General features: G+C 35.3%; 14 protein-coding genes. 13 read left to right on the plus strand and 1 reads right to left on the minus strand.

Annotated features, from left to right (window positions below; translation table 11 throughout):
• Positions 1–13: 13 nt before the first annotated feature.
• Positions 14–1,102 (minus strand): sensor histidine kinase, encoded by a 1,089-nt coding sequence (locus BM246_RS16670; RefSeq protein WP_042500313.1) that lies wholly within the window; start codon positions 1,100–1,102, stop codon positions 14–16.
• A 126-nt stretch (positions 1,103–1,228) separates the two neighbouring features.
• Between BM246_RS16670 and BM246_RS16675 the strand changes: the two genes are divergently transcribed.
• From BM246_RS16675 to BM246_RS16735, 13 genes are all read left to right on the plus strand, one after another.
• Positions 1,229–3,484, plus strand: coding sequence for a GH92 family glycosyl hydrolase (locus BM246_RS16675; protein WP_042506101.1), 2,256 nt, complete (start codon positions 1,229–1,231; stop codon positions 3,482–3,484).
• Positions 3,484–5,382 carry a sodium:solute symporter family protein gene (locus tag BM246_RS16680; RefSeq protein ID WP_074939454.1) on the plus strand — a complete coding sequence of 633 codons (1,899 nt, stop codon included), beginning with the start codon at positions 3,484–3,486 and terminating at the stop codon, positions 5,380–5,382. Before BM246_RS16675 ends, BM246_RS16680 begins: the two co-directional genes overlap by 1 nt.
• 24 nt (positions 5,383–5,406) lie before the next feature.
• The gene (locus tag BM246_RS16685) at positions 5,407–6,372 is read left to right on the plus strand and encodes a glycoside hydrolase family 130 protein (RefSeq protein ID WP_042506104.1); all 966 of its coding nucleotides are present in this window, start codon (positions 5,407–5,409) and stop codon (positions 6,370–6,372) included.
• 10 nt (positions 6,373–6,382) lie between these two features.
• Positions 6,383–7,453: a carbohydrate-binding family 9-like protein gene (locus BM246_RS16690; protein WP_074939457.1), complete on the plus strand. Its 1,071-nt coding sequence runs from the start codon at positions 6,383–6,385 to the stop codon at positions 7,451–7,453.
• A 6-nt stretch (positions 7,454–7,459) separates the two neighbouring features.
• Complete coding sequence (locus BM246_RS16695) at positions 7,460–8,569, plus strand: family 10 glycosylhydrolase (RefSeq protein WP_074939460.1); 1,110 nt, start codon at positions 7,460–7,462, stop codon at positions 8,567–8,569.
• A gap of 6 nt (positions 8,570–8,575) precedes the next feature.
• Positions 8,576–10,822 carry a GH92 family glycosyl hydrolase gene (locus tag BM246_RS16700; RefSeq protein WP_074939463.1) on the plus strand — a complete coding sequence of 749 codons (2,247 nt, stop codon included), beginning with the start codon at positions 8,576–8,578 and terminating at the stop codon, positions 10,820–10,822.
• Positions 10,823–10,832: 10 nt separating this feature from the next.
• Positions 10,833–11,855, plus strand: coding sequence for a glycosylasparaginase (locus tag BM246_RS16705; RefSeq protein ID WP_074939466.1), 1,023 nt, complete (start codon positions 10,833–10,835; stop codon positions 11,853–11,855).
• A gap of 8 nt (positions 11,856–11,863) precedes the next feature.
• The gene (locus BM246_RS16710; protein ID WP_139221917.1) at positions 11,864–14,200 is read left to right on the plus strand and encodes a glycoside hydrolase family 20 protein; all 2,337 of its coding nucleotides are present in this window, start codon (positions 11,864–11,866) and stop codon (positions 14,198–14,200) included.
• A gap of 83 nt (positions 14,201–14,283) precedes the next feature.
• The gene (locus tag BM246_RS16715) at positions 14,284–16,503 is read left to right on the plus strand and encodes a GH92 family glycosyl hydrolase (protein ID WP_074939472.1); all 2,220 of its coding nucleotides are present in this window, start codon (positions 14,284–14,286) and stop codon (positions 16,501–16,503) included.
• Entirely contained in the window at positions 16,500–17,681 is a 1,182-nt protein-coding gene (locus BM246_RS16720) for a PNGase F N-terminal domain-containing protein (protein WP_074939474.1), read from the plus strand. Before BM246_RS16715 ends, BM246_RS16720 begins: the two co-directional genes overlap by 4 nt.
• Positions 17,682–18,047: 366 nt before the next feature.
• A complete protein-coding gene (locus BM246_RS16725) occupies positions 18,048–19,352 on the plus strand; it encodes a sugar MFS transporter (RefSeq protein ID WP_042506109.1) in 1,305 nt (434 codons plus the stop codon).
• 44 nt (positions 19,353–19,396) lie between these two features.
• Positions 19,397–21,028: a sulfatase family protein gene (locus BM246_RS16730; RefSeq protein WP_074939477.1), complete on the plus strand. Its 1,632-nt coding sequence runs from the start codon at positions 19,397–19,399 to the stop codon at positions 21,026–21,028.
• 11 nt (positions 21,029–21,039) lie between these two features.
• Positions 21,040–22,101, plus strand: a complete 1,062-nt coding sequence (locus tag BM246_RS16735) for an alpha-L-fucosidase (protein WP_074939480.1) — start codon at positions 21,040–21,042, stop codon at positions 22,099–22,101.
• Positions 22,102–22,122: the final 21 nt, after the last annotated feature.

Raw genomic sequence — 22,122 nt, forward strand, 5'->3', positions numbered from 1 at the left:
GTTTGTATTAGTTTTAAGAGACTTTTATTTTAAGCTTAACAACAAACATGTCATCATCACTTTTAATATCTAATTTATAATCATTTTTTTCATAGCCTAATGCTAATCGTTTCTTCACGTTTTCTAAACCAATCCCACTAGATTCAGAAAACGTTTCCTGATACTCTGTAATTACAGGCATAGGATTTGAAATCGTAAAATACAGAAAATCTTCTTTAATAGATAAATCAATTTCAATTTTAACTTCTCCTATATTTTTGTGTACACCATGTTTAAACGCATTTTCTATAAAAGAAAGCAATATTATAGGTGCAATTTCCTTATCGGAAATATCTCCAGAAATAGACATATCTATCTCTAATTGATCATTATGCCTAACGCGTTCTAGGTCTAAATAATTTTGAATACAAAGAATTTCGGCTTCTAAAGATTGGCGTTTATTTTTTGTTTCATAAAGCAGATATCTCATCAATTCTGCCAATTTTAAAATGATTTTTGGCGTTTTTTTCGATTTCTCTACAGATAACGAGTAAATATTATTTAAAGTATTGAAGAAAAAATGCGGTGAAATTTGAGTTTTTAGAAATAATAATTCGGTTTCTAATTGTGTTTTTTCAAGATCTGCAACACGCTTATGTTCTTCTAAAAAATCTAAAGTAATTTTAATGGCGGTAACAAACGTAACCACATAAAGTTCTCCAAACATCATATCTATGGTATAATTTAACGATAGATTTGTAATGGTTGCAGGACCTTCTGGCCATACATTTTGATTTACCATAAAGTATGTTAAATTGAACTTTACCACTACCATAATAAAGATAGCCGATAGCATAATTACAATATAAGATACGTACTTTTTCTTAAAGGCAAGCTTAGGCATTAGCACATAAATATTAAGGTAACATAATATCATGTGTATCGGAAAACCAAGCGTATTTGTTTTTAAAGAGTACCAATAAGGGAACTCTAAAACGCCTTCAAATGAAACATCGTCAAAGTAACTACCCCAACGTAAAGTGTTTAGAGTAAAGTATCCTAACCAAAAAAGAATATGATGTTTTAAGGATACTTTGTAGAGGTGATTTGATATAAAATCCACGAGAGTAAAATAAAATTAGAGGTATTTTTTGATGTTTACCTGAGTTAATGCGTTATCCGTCTAAATAACTTTTAATATTCGCTAAATTTATGAAAATTTAAATAATTAAACCGCTTAAATCATTTTATGAAAAACTTTACTCTACTTTTTCTCGCTACCTTTTTAATCATTAGTTGTAACAAAAGTACCGAAAAAAAACAAGCTAAAAATGATTCTATAACCAAACATGTAAACCCTTTTATAGGTACAGGTGGTCATGGTCATACTTACCCTGGTGCAACAGTACCTTTCGGAATGTTACAAGTAAGTCCGGTAAACGGGAAAAGCAGTTGGGACTGGTGTTCTGGTTATCATTACTCCGATTCTATTGCTGTTGGTTTTAGTCATTTAAGTTTAAGTGGAACAGGTATTGGCGATCTAGCCGATGTTTTATTTATGCCAGTGAATAAAGCTGTAGACATCACGAACACACCAAAATCACGAGATTCATTAAGTTATAAGTCGACTTACAACCATAACAACGAGAAAGCTACTCCGGGTTATTATCAAGTTTTTCTTGAAGACCATGATATTAATGTAGAATTAACAACATCGTTACGCACAGCGTACCACAAATACACCTTTAAACCTGCCGATACACAAACGGTAGTAGTAAACTTAGGTTTTGGGATTAACTGGGATAAAGCCACAGAGACCTCTATAAAAATTGAAGACGAACATACCATAAGCGGTTACCGTTACAGCACAGGTTGGGCCAGAAACCAAAAAGTGTTTTTTGTTGCTAAATTCTCTAAACCTATTACAAAACAGACTTTAGTTTCAGATAAAGAAATCATTGAAAATAATGTTGCCACAGGAATACAAACAGCAACACAATTGTTCTTTAAAGCAGATGACAACAATGAATTACTTGCAAAAGTAGCCTTATCATCAGTAAGTATAGACAATGCAAAAGGTAATTTAGAAGCCGATGGTTTTAATTTTGAAACCGTTAAAAAACAGGCAGAATCTACTTGGGAAACAGCGCTTTCTAAAATAAAAGTAGAGACTGAAATAGATTCTTTAAAAACTATTTTCTACACCGCAATGTATCATGCACAATTAGCGCCTGTTACCTTCAGTGATAAAAATGGTCAATTTAGAAAAGAGAACGATAGCATAGTTACTGCTACAAATTACACCGCATACTCTACCCTATCACTTTGGGATACATTTAGAGCAGAACATCCCTTACTTACTCTAATTGCACCAGATAAAGTTTCAGATATTACCAACACCATGTTGGCTTATTATGAAACTAAAAAGATTCTTCCGGTTTGGACGCTTTACGGCAATGAAACCAACACCATGACGGGCTACCACTCTATTCCCGTAATTGTTGAAGCTTACTTAAAAGGTATTCGGGGTTTTGATGCTGAAAAGGCATACGAAGCCATGAAAACTACCATGATGCAGGATGAACGTGGTTTAAAATTTTATAAAGAATTTGGATACATCCCTTATAATTTATTAGATGAATCGGTTACTATAACACTTGAATATGCTTATGATGATTGGTGCGTGGCACAAATGGCAAAGGCTTTAGGAAAAACAGAAGATTACAATTATTTCTCAGAACGCTCAGAAGCTTACAAATTTTTATTTGATAATGAGTCGGGCTTTATGCGAGGAAAATCTGAAAACGGAAAATCTTGGAATACCCCTTTCGATCCTAAATATTCTAACCACAGAGAACATACAGATTATACAGAAGGTAACGCTTGGCAACACAGTTGGTTTGTACCACACAACGTAGAAAACTTTATTGAACTACACGGCAGTAACGATATATTTACCGACCGCTTAGAGCAATTATTTACTGAAAGTTCTGAAATTACAGGAAGTAATACATCTGCTGATATTTCTGGTTTAATTGGGCAATATGCTCATGGAAACGAACCGAGTCATCATATTGCTTACATGTTTAATCATGCCGATAAACCTTGGCGCACACAATATTGGTCGCGCTATATTTTAGACACGCAATACAACACCACACCTAACGGATTAAGTGGTAATGAAGATTGTGGACAAATGAGTGCTTGGTATGCTTTAAGTTCTATTGGTTTATACCCAATGAATCCGGCTTCTACCGAATACGAAATTGGAAGCCCTATTTTTGATAAAGCGATCATTAATCTTTCAGAAAACAAAAGTTTTACTATTGAAGCAGAACATGTTTCAGCCGAAAATATTTACATACAATCTGCCACTCTTAATGGCAGTCCTTTCAATCAATCCCTCATTTCTCACAAAACCCTTTTAGAAGGTGGAACACTTCATTTCACAATGGGAAATACACCAAACAAATCGTGGGGAATTAACACAAACAACGCAAAATAATGCATAGTATAGATGTAATAATAATTGTACTCTATATCCTATTAACCCTCGGTGTTGGTATTTGGATATCTAAACGTGCATCAAAAGGTTTAGACTCTTATTTTTTAGGAGGAAAAAGTATAAAATGGTACTACCTAGGGCTTAGTAATGGCTCCGGAATGTTCGATGTTTCGGGTACCGCCTGGATGGTTGGTTTACTCTTTTTATATGGTGCCAAAAGTTTCATGTTTATGTGGATGTGGCCAATATGGAATCAAATTTTCATCATGGTTTTCCTTGCCGTTTGGATTAGACGTTCTAACATCATGACGGGTTCAGAATGGATATTAACACGTTTTGGCGATGATAGAGCTGGCCGAGCTTCACACCTAATTGTGGCTATATTTGCTATTGTAGCTTCCGTAGGTTTTATTGCTTACTTCTTTGAAGGTGTTGGTAAATTTATGTCGGTTATTTTACCCTGGGATATTCCTTTTATTTTAAACGATGCTGTGCTACTAACTTCAAGTCAGAGTTATGCATTAATCATTATATTTTTAACCACTATTTACACCATTAAAGGCGGTATGTTTTCGGTAGTTGCTACCGAAGTTTTACAATACGGCATCATGGTTTTATCAGGTGTATTAATTGCTATTTATGCTTTCGTTTCGGTATCCGATGTGGAAATAAATAATATCATTTCTACGGAATGGAGTACTATTTTCTTCGGAAATTCTATTGAAGGCTCTTGGACCGGAAAACTCACTGCATTCAACGATTTGGTAGACACACAAGGTTACAAAATGTTCGGTGCTTTTATTGGCATGTGCTTGTTTAAAGGCTTTTTTGCAAGTATTGCTGGCCCAACACCAAGTTACGATATGCAACGTATATTATCGACACGCTCGGTAAAAGAAGCCGCATACATGAGTGGTTTTACAAACCTTATTTTATTTATTCCGCGCTATTTACTTATTGCAGGTATTGTTGTTTTAGCTTTAGTATACTTAGCGCCATCTTTGGCAGCTTCACCCACATTAAGCTTAGACGATTTAGAAATTATATTACCTACCGTAATTAACAACCACGTTCCTGTTGGAATTAAAGGTTTATTACTTGCTGGGCTTTTAGCTGCGTTTATGTCAACTTTTTCAGCCTTTGTAAATTCCGGACCGGCTTATGTTGTTAACGATATTTACAAAAAATACGTAAAACCAGAAGCCGAACCATCACATTATATTAAAGCCAGTCATATCACCTCTTTTGCTATTGTTATTCTTGGTGTTACTATGGGCTTTTTTGCCGAATCTATTAACGCAATAACCTTATGGATTACTAGTGCGCTTTATGGCGGTTACGTAGCATCGAATTTCTTAAAATGGATTTGGTGGCGTTTTAATGGTTGGGGCTACTTTTGGGGTATGACTTCTGGCTTAATTATTGCGACTATTCAGTTTTTATTAGACATGAATAAATCGAATTTCGAAGTCGGTTCTTGGCTATACCACTGTGCACACATTGATGTTATTTACATATTTCCAATTATCTTCGCCGTGTCGTTATTGGGGTCTTTTTTAGGTACCTATTTAACAGCGCCAACCAATATGGAAACCTTAAAAGCGTTCTACAACAACGTTCGCCCTTGGGGTTGGTGGCATCCGGTTTATAAAGCATTAAAAATAGACGAACCTGAGGTCACTAAAAACACAGATTTTAAAGCCGATATGTTAAATTGTCTAGTGGGTATAATCTGGCAATCGAGTATGGTTTTACTGCCAATTTACTTTATGATTAGAGATTACCCTAAAAGTTTAATAGCATTGCTTATTTTTATAATCACATCGGTTATTTTAAAATTTACATGGTTAGATAAAGTCCGTCAAATTCCAGACACCGAAGATTTATCTAACGAATAACAATTAACTCAAAAGTTGAAAAGAATGAAACAAATCCCTTGGCAAGAAAAACCTAGTCATTGTAATGATGTTATGTGGCGTTATAGCGAAAACCCTATTATAGATAGGTATGCCATTCCATCGTCTAATAGTATTTTTAATAGTGCCGTTGTGCCTTTTGAAGATGGTTTTGCTGGTGTTTTCCGTTGTGATAACAAAGCAGTACAAATGAATATTTTTGCTGGTTTCAGTAAAGACGGCATCAATTGGGATATCGAACATGAGCCTATTAAAATGCAGGCCGGAAATACCGAAATGATAGATTCTGATTATAAATACGACCCACGTGTTGTTTTTATTGAAGATCGTTATTGGATTACTTGGTGTAATGGTTATAATGGCCCAACCATCGGTATTGGATATACTTTCGATTTTAAAGAGTTTTTTCAATGTGAAAACGCATTTTTACCGTTCAACAGAAATGGTGTTTTGTTTCCGAAGAAAATAAACGGGAAATTTGCGATGTTAAGCAGACCAAGTGATAATGGCCACACGCCTTTTGGTGATATTTATATTAGTTACAGTCCAGACATGAAATATTGGGGCGAACATCGTTGCGTTATGAAAGCCACAAACTTTGAAGATAGCGCATGGCAATGTACCAAAATTGGTGCTGGCCCAATCCCTATTTTAACCGATGAAGGCTGGCTTATGCTTTACCATGGTGTTATAAATACTTGTAACGGGTTTAGATATGCTATGGGTTCTGCGCTTTTAGAAGAAGACGCTCCAGACCAAGTTAAATACAGAACACAACCTTATTTATTAGGTCCTGCCGAAATTTACGAGCAAGTAGGCGATGTACCAAATGTGGTATTCCCATGTGCAGCATTACATGATACAGAAGAAGATAAATTGGCCGTATATTATGGCGCTGCAGATACAGTAGTCGCTTTAGCTTTTGGAAAATTAAGCGAAGTGGTAGAATTTACAAAAAACAACAGTTTATAAAGCGATACAGATGAAGTTGAAGGTCACATTTTTATGGTTATTAAGTTGTAGCATTTCGGCTTTAAGTTGTGCTCAAGAAGAAACAACCACTATTCCCGAAACGTATACCGCTTATAAAACTTCGGAAGCTATAACTATTGATGGTGAATTTAACGAAGATGCTTGGACCAAAGTCGCTTGGACCAACCCGTTTATTGATATTGAAGGCAAAAAACAACCTAAGTATAAAACAGAAGTAAAAATGCTTTGGGATGATACTTATTTCTATGTTTTAGCCAAAATGGACGAGCCACATGTTTGGGGTGATATCACGAAGCGCGATGCCATTATTTTTCATAATAATGACTTTGAAATTTTTATAGATCCAACTGGAGATACTCATAATTACTACGAGCTTGAGATAAACGCACTAAACACCGCTTGGGATTTATTTGTAAGCAAACCATATAGAAACAACAACGTGGTGCTAAACGACTGGAATATTACTGGTTTAAAATCTGCTGTAAAAGTTAACGGTACCATCAATAACCCAAACGATATCGACAAAGGTTGGGTTCTAGAAATTGCTATTCCTTGGGCAGCTTATAAAACAGGTTATTTTCATAAAAATGTGCCTACCGATCAATTTTGGCGTGTCAATTTTTCTAGAGTCAATTGGGATCATCAAATTACCAATGGCAAATACGAAAGAAAAAAAGACGCTAACGGCAAATTGTTGCACGAATACAACTGGGTCTGGTCGCCAATGGGTGTTATAAATATGCATGAACCCGAAAAATGGGCTTATGTTTTATTTTCTTCGGAAGCACCAAAAACAGAAAATACTTTTACCATTCCTCAAGATGATAAACTAAAATGGGAGTTGTATAAACTGTATCGCATACAAACCGCACATTTCAAAAAAAATCAAACCTATTTTACTTCCATAGAAGATTTAACGACTTCAGAAATAAAAATAGACAAAAAATTAATAACACCAACTTTAGAAATGCACAGTACCGGATGGAATATTTCAGTTAAAAGTCCGTTCACAAATAAGGTACTCACCGTTACAGAAGATGGAAAATTTATATCAAAATAATAACTCATGAACGTATTAAAAATAGCATTTTTAAGCCTACTATTAAGTGTGGTATCTTGCGATAAAACAGTAAAAACTGAAACAGCAAGCGAAACTGAAACGGCAACTATTGAAGCTCCAGCAAAATTTAAATATTGGAACTGGATTACTGTTGGTCATAAAAAATCAGACTCTGCATACACGGCACATTTCAACAAATTAAAAAGTAATGGTATCGATGCCGTTTTAATGAACACAGGTGCCGATCCAAAACTATTAAAGCGCCTTGCTCCTCTTGCTAACAAAGCTGGTTTAGAGGTTCACGCATGGATGTTTACTACAAACAGACCAGGCGATTCTATTGCTCTACAACACCCAGAATGGTATATGGTAAGCCGTAGCGGAAAATCTTGTTTCGATGAGCGTCCTTACGTAAACTACTACCAATGGTTATCACCAAGTCATCCAGAAGCTAGAAAACACATTTTAAGCTTGGTTGAAGGTTTGTCTAAAGTTGAAGGTGTTGCTAGTGTACACTTAGATTATATTCGTTACCCAGACATTTATTTACCAATAGGTTTACTTCCTAAATACGATTTAAAACAAGAAGAAGAATTACCAGATTTCGATTTCGATTATTCTGATGCTAGTGTAGAAAAATTCATGGCGCTTCATCATAAAGATCCTCGCAAAATGGAAAACCCTGCTATAGATATTGAGTGGAAAAACTTTCGTTTAAACGAAATTAAATCTTTGGTTAACGAAGCTTATGATGTGGTACACAAACACAATAAAAAATTAAGTGCAGCTGTATTTCCTTATCCTGAAATGGCAGACCACATGGTTCGTCAACGTTGGGATAAATGGAAAATCGATATGGTTTTACCAATGATTTACTACAACTTTTATAACGAAGAATTAGATTGGATTGGTTACGCAACAAAACAAGGTATTGACGATTTAGAAGGTCGCCCAACCGAATTGCATACCGGTTTATACACACCAAAATTAAGCGTACCCGATTTAAAATCGGCTATACAATTAGCGAAAGATAATGGCGCCAATGGTGTTGCTTTTTTCGATGATTATAGCATGTCTGACGAACAATTTGAAGTCATTAAAAATTCTAAAGAATAAATTATCATGAACAAAAGTGTTTATATCGTTTTACTAACCCTTTGTTTTTATGCTTGTAAAAAAGAAACACAAGTTGAAGCAAAACCAACAACACTAACCGCTTTTGTTAATACATTTATCGGTACCGATGGCCCAGGGAATACGTACCCTGGAGCCACTGTTCCGTTTGGTATGGTGCAATTAAGCCCAGATCATGGCATACCAGGTTGGGATAGAATTGCAGGGTATTTTTATCAAGATTCTATCATTTCTGGATTTTCACACACACATCTTAGTGGTACAGGTGCCGGCGATATGTACGATATTTTGGTCATGCCAACTAACAGTCGTTTTTCAGAAAAAATTAAAGCCAATAACTTCAAACCGTTTTCTAGTTTCTCTCACGATAACGAAACGGCTTCACCGGGTTATTACAGCGTAATGTTATCCGATTTCGGTATTAAAGCAGAAGTTACAGCAACGCGACGCACAGGTATTCATCAATATACTTTCCCGAAGGATAGTTTATCACAAATTCATATTGATTTAGGGTATTCTCTAAACTGGGATAAGCCTACAGACACTCACTTTAAAGTGGTCGATAACGAAACTATAGAAGGTTACAGAATGTCTAAAGGTTGGGCTAGAGACCAACGTTTATTTTTTGTTATAAAATTATCAAAACCTTTTAAATCTTATAATCTTTTAGAAGATAACAAACCTGCAACTTCGCCATTAAAAGGAATAAACACCAAATTAATTCTTGATTTCGATACTAACGAAAACGAACAGATTGTTTTAAAAACAGGCTTATCTACAGGTAGTATTGACGGCGCATACAAATCTATTGCTACGGAAGCGCCTAGTTTCGATTTTGAAGCTTACAAACAACAAGCCGATAGCACTTGGAACCAACAATTACAAAAAATTACGATTGAAACTTATGATGTTGAAAAGAAAACTATTTTCTACACCATGCTATATCAATCGATGTTAGCACCAACTTTATTAAGCGATTTAAATGGCGATTATAAAGGTGCAAACGACACCATAATGAACGCCAAAAACTACGATAGATACGATACCTTTTCGTTGTGGGACACCTATCGCGCGGCACATCCTTTACATACAATTCTGCACCCAAAACGTGTGTCTAACATGGTAAACTCTTTATTAGCGCATTACAACGAAACCGGTTTACTGCCCGTTTGGTCTATGCAAGGTAACGAAACCAACATGATGATTGGTTACCACGCTGTGCCTGTAATTGTTGATGCTTATTTTAAAGGTATTGAAGATTTTGATGCCGAATTAGCTTTTGAAGCTTGTAAAGCCAGCGCCATGGATCAGTCAAGACAAATTGATGATTACATGACTTACGGTTATGTACCTATTGATGAAAGTCACGAAAATTGGTCGGTTTCAAAAACATTAGAATATGCTTATGATGACTGGTGTATTGCGCAATTCGCCAAAGCTTTAGGTAAAACGAAAGACTATACAACATTTTCAAAACGTGCTAATTACTGGAAAAACATATACGACGATTCTAGCACTTTTATGAGACCGAAATATAAAAACGGTACCTTTATAGAAGATTTTATTCCGAAGGATTACACTCCTTATTTTTGTGAAAGTAACGCTTGGCAATATGTTTGGTCTGTACCTCACGATATTGAAGGTCTAGTATCTACCATAGGAAAAGAAACAGCCTTCGAGAAAAAGTTAGATTCCATGTTTTCTTATTATCCTTTAAAAGAAGATAAACTTCCTATTTTTAGTACTGGAATGATTGGCCAATACGCCCACGGTAACGAACCGAGTCATCATGTTGCTTACTTATACAACTACATTGGCAAACCATGGAAAACACAAGAAAAAGTTAGAGAAATTCTACAAACTCAATATAAAAATGCACCTAACGGACACTGCGGAAATGAAGATTGCGGACAAATGTCGTCTTGGTATATTTTTAGTAGTTTAGGGTTTTATCCGGTAAATCCGGCACAAGGTATTTATAGTTTTGGTGCGCCGTTGCACGATAAAGCAACCATTCATTTAGAAAATGGACATAGCTTTACGGTTTCCGCAGAAAATAATAGCGACACCAATAAGTATATTCAATCTATTACCCTTAACGGAAAAAAAATCCATCAAAGTTATATTTCTCATAAAACCATTATGCAAGGTGGCGAGTTGGTTTTTGTTATGGGGGACACACCAAACAAGGATGATAAATTCCTAATGGCACCATCATCAGAAGTATTTAATTAACTATTAAGTTATGTCGAGTAGAAGAAAATTTATAAAAAAAGCAGCATTAGGTTCTGTGGCATTAAGCGCATTTAGTGCGTGCGGTGTTCAAGCCTCCAATGCAACAACAGCTCCAAAAGAAGCGCCAATAAAAACCGCAAAAAAACCATTAATTATTTCTACTTGGAATCATGGTTTAGCGGCAAACCAAGCTACTTGGGAGGCACTAAATGCAGGTAAATCTGGACTTACTGCCATAGAAAAAGGCCTAAATATTTCTGAAGCCGATCCAAAAGTTCGAAGTGTTGGGTATGGCGGACTTCCCGATAGAGAAGGTAAAGTAACGCTAGATGCTTGTATTATGGACCAAAATAGTGATTGTGGTTCAGTATCTTTTTTACAAGGTATAAAACACCCTATTTCGGTTGCAAAAAAGGTTTTAGAAGAAACACCACACGTGATGTTATCTGGTCAAGGCGCTTTAAATTTTGCTTTATCCCAAGGTTTTAAAGAAGAAAACTTACTGACACCAGAATCTGAAAAAGCCTGGAAAAACTGGTTAGAAAAATCGAAATACCAACCTGTAATAAACATTGAAAACCACGATACCATTAGTATGCTTGTTATTGATAAAGACGGAAACCTAACTGGTGGCTGTACAACAAGCGGAGCCGCATGGAAAATGCACGGTCGCGTTGGAGACTCCCCTATTATTGGTTCTGGATTATTTTTAGATAATGAAGTGGGTGCCGCTGCCGCAACAGGTTTAGGCGAAGCCGTAATTAGAACGGCCGGAAGCGCTATGGTTGTAGAACTTATGCGCCAAGGTTTATCGCCAAATGAAGCTTGTAAAACCATTGTAGAACGCATTTACAACAAACATAAAAACCATAAAGACATGCCTTATTTGCAAGTTGGTTTTATAGCCATAAATAAGCAAGGTGAATATGGTGGTTATAGCTTACGTGGTGGTTTCAATTTCGCAGTTTGCGATGCCGATAACGGAAACCGAATGGAGAAACCTGATTTTAAAATGACTTGGAAAGATAAATAATGACCCTAATGAAAAATAAATTATACAGACCCTTTTTAGCAACTGCTATTTACCTATTAACACTAACAGCTTGCCAAGAAAAAACACCTAAAATTTATACGGAAGCTGATATTAATATCATTCCTAAAATTGAAAAGGTTCAAATAAATCCGGGCGTTTTTGAATTTAATAAAAACACCACGTTTGCTGTTTCTAATGATGAACAAAAAAATGCTGCTACATTATTACAAGATAAATTTAAACTAGCAGCGAATTGGGATTTAGCAATCACCGATGCTTCAGAAAAAAGTAATACTGTTAGCTTTAAAGAAGACATAAACTTAGCGGAAGAAACTTATAAATTAACTGTTACAGATGCACAAATAACTATTGAAGCTTCTGGCAATTCAGGATATTTATATGCTGTGCAATCTTTACGTCAATTACTACCAACAGCTATTGAAAGTAAAAACGTGGTGAGTGATATTTCATGGGAAATTCCAAATATTGAAATTGAAGATAGCCCGCGTTTTCAATATCGCGGCTTAATGCTCGATTTATCACGTCATTTTTTCGACGCAGCTTATATCAAAGAAACAATCGATGCCATATCTATGTTAAAAATGAATGTATTGCACCTTCATTTAGTAGACGATCAAGGTTGGAGAATCGAAATAAAAAAATATCCAAAACTAACTGAAGTTGGTGCATGGCGTGTAGACCAAGAAGATATTCCTTGGAATTCTAGAACTAAAAATAGCCCTGATGATGAAGCTACTTACGGTGGTTTTTTAACACAAGAAGAACTTAAAGATATTGTAGCTTACGCACAATTAAAAGGTATCGATGTAATACCAGAAATAGAAATGCCTGCCCATGTTTCTAGTGCTATTGCAGCATACCCAGAATTATCATGTTTAGCAGAACCTATTGGTGTGCCATCGGGAGCCTTATGGCCAATTACAGATATTTATTGTGCAGGTAAAGAACATACTTTTGAGTTTTTAGAAGATGTTTTAACTGAAGTTATGGATATATTTCCATCAAAATACATTCATATTGGTGGTGATGAAGCCACAAAAACCAATTGGAAAACCTGCCCGCATTGTCAAAAAAGAATTAAAGATGAAGATTTAGAAGGTGTTGAAGAACTTCAAAGTTATTTCATCAAAAGAATAGAAAAATTTATCAATTCTAAAGGAAAAAAACTTGTAGGTTGGGATGAAATTTTAGAAGGCGGTTTAGCTCCTGACGCTACTGTAATGAGCTGGCGTGGTTTTAAAGGTGGATTAGAAGCTGCAGCGCAAGGTCACGATGTGATTATGACACCTGTTTCGCATTCTTATTTCGATTATTTCCAAGGCCCACCAGAGCAAGAACCTGCTGGAGGTGGTGGTTTTACACCTTTAAACAAGGTATATCAATTTGACCCAGTTGTAGAAACGATGAGCGATGCCGAAGCGAAACACGTTTTAGGCGGACAAGCCAATTTATGGGCTGAACATGTGCCAACAACTTCGCATTCTCAATATATGATTTTCCCAAGATTAACGGCTTTAGCCGAAACCGTTTGGAGTTCTAAAAACTTAAGAGATTGGGACGATTTCTCTAGACGATTACCAGCTGCTTTTGAGCGTTATGAATATTTAGGCATAAACTATTCAAAAAGTTCATTTATTGTAACCTCTAAAATGGAAACGAGTGTTGAAAACAAAACGGTATCGTTAGTTTTACAAAATGAATATACAGTATCTGATATTCGTTATGCTTTAAATGATGAACCTTTAAATAGCGGTTCAAAACATTATACAGAACCTATTATTTTATCTAAAACGACTGCTGTAAAAGCTGGCTTATTTAAAGATGATGTTTTAGTTGGAAACGTTTTTAAAGACACAGTGAAGTTCCACAATGCAGTAGCTCATAAAACCACTTACCAAACAGAATACCATAAAAGGTACCAAGGTGTTGGCGCATATAATTTAGTAAATACACTAAGAGGTACTAAAAACTTTAGAGATGGTAGATGGCAAGGTTGGTTAAATTCTGCTACCGAAATCACTATCGATTTAGAAAAAGAAACGCCAATCAACAAGGTTACTATTGGTAGTATGGAAAATCAAAAAAATGGCATCTACTACCCAACTTTAATTCAGGTTTTCACCTCTAAAGATGGTGAAACATTTAAAGAGACCGTTGCTTTTAAAAGACCATACGTCGATAGCTCTGAACCTGAACTGAAAGATTTTATATTAGAGTGTAAAGCAGAATCTGCACGATTTGTGAAAGTAAAAGTAAGCACTTCTAAAAATGAAAAGAATACCAACGAAGGTTGGTTATTTATAGACGAAATACTAATCGATTAAAATTCGATTAGTATTTCTGTTATACTAAGTAAATACCGCTTAATTTAGATGCTGTAATAACCATCTATAAACATCCCTACACGATGATAAAAAAGCTTTTTATTGTATCTATCCTAATAAACACCTTGGCTGTAAATGCGCAAGAATTCACTAAATATGTAAATCCGTTTATAGGAACTTCAAACTTTGGAGCCACCAATCCTGGAGCCATTGCACCACGAGGTATGGTAAGTGTATCTCCTTTCAACGTGGCGGGAACTCAAAATACATTAGAAAAAGATAGTCGATGGTTATCTAACCCTTATGTGAACGAAAACACCTTTTTAACAGGCTATTCCCACGTCAATTTAAGCGGTGTTGGTTGTCCAGATTTAGGTGTTATCCTTTTAATGCCAACCACAGGTGATGTTGAAACCAATCATTTAAAATACGGAAGTACCTACACCAACGAAACAGCCAAAGCAGGTTATTACTCTAATGTTTTAACAAAATATAATATTAAGGTTGAAACCACAACAACTACCAGAACGGGTATTTCTAGATATACATTCCCGAAAGGACAATCGAACATTTTATTAAATTTAGGATTAGGCTTAACGAATGAGGAAGGTGCCGCTATAAAAATAGTATCGCCAACAGAAATTGAAGGTATGCGCACTGTGGGCTCATTTTGCTATTACAAACCCGAAGAAGCCTATCCGGTTTATTTCGTTGCAAAATTTAGTAAACCTGCAACAAATTATGGTGTTTGGAAAACTCCTAAAAAATATAAGGGCGCTGAAGCTGCTTGGATGCCATACAATGGAAAACCAAGACTTATGGAAGGTTATCGCAAAGAAGTTTTAGGCGATAGTATTGGGAGTTATTTTTCTTATCAATTTGAAAAACCAACCCAAGTAGAAGTTAAAATTGGAGTTTCATATGTGAGTATTGAAAATGCACGCGAAAATTTAGAGCAAGAAACACAAGATTTCAGTTTTGAAACCATACACCAACAAGCCGAATCAAACTGGGAACAACAACTATCTAAAATCAAAGTTGAAGGCGGCACGGAAGATGATAAAACCATTTTTTACACAGCTCTTTACCACACGCTAATTCACCCAAATATTTTAAATGATTTTAATGGTGAATACCCAAAAATGGCAACCCGAGAAACTTTAAAGACTGAAAACACCCGATTTACAGTGTTTTCATTTTGGGATACCTACAGAAACCTTCACGCTTTGATGTCTTTGGTTTACCCGAAGCAACAATCGGATATGGTTAAAAGTATGCTTGATATTTATGATGAAAGTGGCTGGTTACCAAAATGGGAACTCAACGCTACCGAAACCACAACTATGGTGGGAGATCCTGCAGGTATTATTTTAACGGATACCTATTTAAAAGGCATCACCGATTTCGATATTGAAAAAGCCTATGAAGCTATGGTAAAAAGTGCCGATGCTTTAGAAAATAATCCGTTACGACCTGGTATTCAACCGTATATTGAAAATGGCTATTTAAACACCGATCAAAATGGTTCGGTTTCTACCACTCAAGAATATAACGCCACCGATTATTCCATTTCACTATTAGCCAAAGCGCTAAATAAAAAAGACGATTACCAACGTTTTTCTAAACGTTCCATTTCATATAGAAAACTATTTGATAAAGACTTAAAACTCTTACGCCCGCGTAATGCAGACGGTACTTGGCACGAACCTTTCGATCCGTTAGCTGGAGCAAATTTCACTAAAAATATTGGTTTTATAGAAGGCAACGCTTGGCAATATGCCTTTATGGTATCGCATGATATTAAAGGCTTAATGAAACTTATGGGTGGTAAAAAAGGTTTTAGCGAACAACTTCAAAAGGTATTTAGCACCAAACAATTCGATATGGCAAACGAGCCCGATATTGCTTATCCTTATTTATTCAATTATGTAAAAGGTGAAGAATGGCGCACGCAACAATTAGTGCATGAGCTAATGGATGAATATTTCCAAAACAAACCTGCTGGCTTACCAGGCAATGATGATACAGGCACCATGTCGGCTTGGTTAATTTATAGCATGATGGGTATTTATCCTGTATCTCCTGGAGATCCTATTTATACGATATCAACACCTGTTTTCGATAAAATAACTATCGATTTAGACTCGAATTATTACCAAGGAAAAACGCTTGTTATTGAAAAATCGGGTACTGAAAAAGGTATTATAAACACAATTCAACTTGATGGTAAGGCGTATAATAGCTACTTCATTAACCATTCAGATTTAATAAAAGGTTCAAAATTAAAAATCAATTTAAAATGAAAATCAGATTCATCACCCTATGCATTCTTTTAATTAGCAGTTTATATTCTTTTTCTCAAGAGAAAATAGAAAAAATAATCTTCCAAGATCAACAAGTTAATTACGGAAAACCAACGGTTGATAATCCGGATATTATTAGACTGCAAGGTGGTCGTGTGATTTTAAAGAAAGTCACTGTTCCGAAGTTCAAAAAAGGTACCGATGTTCATATTAAATTATCATTGCGTTCTAATGGTGATAAATGGGATAAATCGGGTTCTTGCTTTGTAATTACCAATCCAGATGATATTTCATTTTCAAATTTAGCACAAGGCAAAACTAAATTTCCGAAGGGATCTTATACGAACGAAAAACACGGTGGTGTAAAAGCGACTGAAGATTACAAACCTGTAGTTGAATTATTACGCTTTATGACGCCATTTGGAGTTGGCCATTACAGCAATGATGAAGTAAAACATAGAAAACCGGTTTATGTACCACATTGGGAAAAAGAAGTAGTTTGGAATCAAGATATATCAGACCTTGAAAGTATTGTTAGTGATACTTTTTATGTAGGTGTTTGGATTGATGCATGGAGTAAGGTTGGTTATAAAGTTGATTTAAGCCTAATCTATTCTGGCCGACCAAAACAACAACGCGAAGTATTACCGTTAGTTAATGCGGTAAACTATGTAAAAGGGCAAGCTTTGCCTGATTTTTTTGCTAACCGATCTTTAGAGCATACTTTCGTTTTAGATAAAAACATTAAAAATGCTAAACTGCATTACATTACCACAGGACACGGTGGACATAGCGGTGGTGATGAGTTCATTAAAATTAAAAACACCGTTATAGTTAACGGAAAAACGGTAATAGATACTATTCCGTGGAGAGACGATTGCGCATCTTTTAGACGTTTTAACCCAACTTCTGGCGTTTGGTTACGTAAAGACTCTACTTATTACAGAGATAGAAAAACAAAAACATATAAGATTAAGGAAATTGAAGAGCGTTTAGCGTCTTCAGATCTTTCTCGCTCAAATTGGTGTCCTGGTTCTAAGGTAGAACCTTTTGTTGCAGAACTTGGCGACCTAAAATCTGGCGAGCAATCTTTAACTATTACAATACCTGCTACAGCAGCCGGAAAAGATAAATCTAACCATTGGTTAGTGTCTGCTTATATCACTTACGATAAATAATTTTGTTGAATTAAATTCTTTTTAACCAACACCTTTTCAAACCTGTTATTCGTCGAACTAATTTTCTAATAATCTTTTATGTCACTTACTTTAGGGTAAGTTTATTTGAAGTTTAGTTTTGTTTTATTTTAAGTCTAAGGGAGGATCCTCATAACGTCCTCCCTTTTCTTAAAAGAATAAAATAGTTTTCTACTAACTTAGTATTTGTTTCAATACATTATAACATCTAATTTAGTCAACAATTAAAACTATCTGCAAAATTCAAAAAAACAATTAATCGACTAAAGAATTAGAATGGGAACCAACCATTAGATTTTTTGTATTTTTTTTATTTATTCAGATTTAATAATAAAAATCAAAAAAAATATGCAATCACCAAAAAAAAGTAATCTAGTTCCAATCGTTATTATAGCGAGTTTGTTTTTCATTTTTGGATTCGTTACCTGGATCAACGGGGCGTTAATTCCTTTCATGAAAACCATAAACGAATTAACAGATGCGCAATCTTATTTAGTCGCTTCTGCATCTTACATCTCTTTCGTTTTAATGGCATTACCAGCATCTTATATATTAAATAAGATAGGCTACAAAAAAGGTATGTCTTTAGGGTTAATCATTATGGGTATAGGTGCTTTACTTTTTATACCTGCAGCCGAAGCAAGAACTTATTGGGTGTTTTTAACAGGTATTTTTATTCAAGGTGTTGGTATGACGCTTTTACAAACAGCCGCTAACCCATACATCACAATTTTAGGCCCAATGGAAAGTGGAGCTAAACGTATTGCTATTATGGGAATAGCAAACAAAACTGCAGGAGCTTTAGGATCTTTAATTTTTGGTGCATTACTGCTATCGGGTATAGATGAAGTTAAGGATAAATTAGGAAGCGTTTCTTTAGAAGAGAAAAATGTACTTTTAGATACTATGGCCGATAGCGTATTTATGCCTTATTTAATTATGGCTATCGTTCTTTTTGTATTAGGTGTTCTGATAAGAATGGCACCATTACCAGATGTTGAAGCAGAAGATACTGACGATACTGTTGAAGGTAAAAGCACTAAAACTAGCATATTTCAATTCCCACATTTATGGTTAGGTGTGTTAGCCTTATTTGTATATGTAGGTGCAGAAGTAATTGCTGGAGATACTATTATATCTTACGGTATTTCTTTAGGCTTTACTGGAGAAGAAGCTAAATACTTTACAACTTACACCCTTATGGCCATGGTAGCAACTTATGCGTTAGGTGTATTTTTAATTCCAAAATATGTTAAACAAAAAACAGCTTTAATAGCAAGTGCAGTACTTGGTATTGTATTTAGTTTATGTATTTTATATACTACTGGTTTTACATCTATTCTATTTGTAGCAGGTTTAGGTATTGCAAATGCCTTAGTTTGGCCAGCTATATGGCCTTTAACCTTGGAAGGTTTAGGCAAATTTACCAAAACCGCTTCTGCCCTATTAATTATGGCTATTTCTGGTGGTGCAATTATCCCGCCATTATACGGTAGAATTGTAGATGCCAATAAAACAGAACTCATAGCGAGTGGTATAGATCAGGTGCAAGCAACTTCAAGCGCTGCAACAAGTAGTTACTGGATTTTAATTCCTTGCTACGCTCTTATTTTGTTTTTTGCTGTCTGGGGACACAAAATTGGAAAGAAATAAATATTTCACAAAAGAAAAAAACACTAACAATTCAATTCATAAAAATGGCAAAACACATTCTGAATACAACAAAATTGAATAATTCCTACTTGGTGGTTTTATCGGCTTTTATGTTATGCTTTAGCTGTAAAAACGAAACAAAAGCTAAGGTTGAAGCTGAAACCCCACAACGACCAAATATTGTTTTTATAATGAGTGATGACCATGCTTACCAAGCCATTAGTGCTTACGGTCATGGACTAAATAACACACCTAATATTGATAGAATTGCGAATGAAGGAGCGCTCTTTAACAGAGGTTTTGTAACAAATTCCATTTGTGCACCAAGTAGAGCTGTAATGCTAACTGGTAAACACAGCTTTGTAAACGGAAAAGTAGATAATATTAGTCCGTTTAACTGGGATCAAGACAACTTCGCTAAAACCCTTCAAAAATCGGGTTATCAAACCGCATTAATTGGTAAAATTCACATGGATGGTTTACCACAAGGTTTCGATTACTCCAACGTACTACCTGGCCAAGGTCAATATTACTCTCCAGAATTTATTGAGAATGGCGTAAAGAAAACCATACCAGGTTATGTAACAAACGTAACCACAGATATTGCATTGAACTGGTTAGAAAACAAACGTGAAAAAGACAAGCCTTTTTTAATGCTTTACCACCAAAAAGCTCCACATAGAACTTGGATGCCAGAGGAAAAATATTTAACGCTTTTTGATGATAAAACATTCGATCCGCCAGCAAACTTCTTTGATGATTACGAAGGGCGACCTGCTGCAGCAGCACACGAAATGGGAATCTACAAGGACATGGATTTAGTGTACGATTTAAAAATGCTAGATAAAGATGGTGATATAAAAACCAAGTACAGAGGCATGTTTCAAAAAAAATATGACCGTATGAATGCTGAGCAAAAAGCTGCTTGGGACACTTACTATGATCCTATTATAGCCGATTTTAAAGCTAAAAAATTAGAAGGAAAAGAACTTGCTCTTTGGAAATATAACCGCTACATGCACGATTACTTAAGAACCATTCAATCTGTAGATGATGGTGTTGGTGAGGTTTTAGATTATTTAAAAGAAAATGGTTTAGAAGAAAACACAATTGTTGTTTACACATCCGATCAAGGATTTTATTTAGGTGAACACGGCTGGTTCGACAAACGTTTTATGTACGAAGAGTCTTTTAGAACTCCTATTTTAGTTAAATATCCAAAAGAAATTAAAGCAGGTACTGTTGTTAACGGTCTTGTACAAAATTTAGACTTTGCACCAACATTTTTAGATTATGCAGGTGTAGATATTCCAAAAGACATTCAAGGAGAATCTTTTAGAAAGTTAGTAAATGGTGAAGCTAGTGAATGGCGTGATGCTATTTACTACACTTATTATGAATTCCCAGGAGAGCACCATGTAAAACGTCATTATGGCGTAAGAACACATCGTTACAAATTAATCCATTTCTATTATGATATTGAACAATGGGAATTATACGATTTAGAAAAAGACCCTTCGGAAATGAATAACCTTTACAACGATCCTGCTTATGCCGATGTAAAAGCAGATATGCATAAGCAATTAGAAAATATGCGCACTAAATACGGAGATAGTGATGAGTTGAATGCTTCTCACCTAGAGCGTTATTTAACCGCAAAACATATAAAACACTAATAAATTATACTGTGCAGAAAAAACACGTCATTTTAGTCACTCTTCTCTCATTAATCACTTTTGGCTTTGCTCAAGAACAGGTTAATTATTTAGAAGAATCTGAAGCCGATTTCACTAAAAGAATGCAATGGTTTACAGATGCTAAATATGGCATGTTTATTCATTTTGGTCTTTACAGCCAATTAGGCGGTATTTACAAAGGTAATGATGAAGGGCGCTACGCCGAATGGATTCAAGGAAATCAAAATATTTCTTCGGAAGAATATGCAACGTTAATAAACACTTGGAATCCTAAAGATTTTGATGCCAATAACATTGTAAAGCTAGCTAAAAAAGCAGGTATGAAATATTTGGTGGTTACTACCAAACACCATGAAGGTTTTTGCCTATGGGATTCTGAATATACCGATTTCGATATTGCTAAAAGTCCAATGAAAGGTAGAGATCTAGTAAAAGAACTTGCGGATGCTTGCAAAAAAGGCGGTTTACATTTTGGCACCTATTACAGCATCATAGATTGGCATCATCCATCCCAAACGGTGGAATATAACGAAGAAGAAAAGCGTAAAAACTGGGGCTTAACCACCATGAAGGATGGCAGAAAAGAAGAGTATGTCACCTACATGAAAAACCAAATTAAGGAGCTTGTCGAAAATTACGATAGCGAAATTATTTGGTTCGATGCCGATTGGACACATTGGTGGACCGAAAAAGATGGTAACGATTTATATCAATACATCAGAACCTTAAAACCAAGCGTTATCATTAACAACCGCGTTTCAAAACGTGATAAATTCAAAAAAGATTTTGGTACGCCAGAACAATTTCATCCAGATTCAACTTTAAAACATTATTGGGAAGCTTGCTACACCATGAACGATTCTTGGGGCTTCAAAATAAAAGACACCGCTTGGAAAAGTCCAGAAGTCGTTTACCAAAAGCTTAAAGACATCAACCAAAAAGGCGGGAATTTCTTGCTCAATATTGGCCCTGATGGTGATGGAAATGTACCAAAAGAATCGGCCAAAATTTTAAAGCAGGTTGGTAAAATGATTGCTAAAGAAGAAAAATAAAATTACTATTTAAAACATAAA

The sequence above is a fragment of the Algibacter lectus genome (assembly GCF_900112395.1).
Classification (GTDB): domain Bacteria; phylum Bacteroidota; class Bacteroidia; order Flavobacteriales; family Flavobacteriaceae; genus Algibacter; species Algibacter lectus.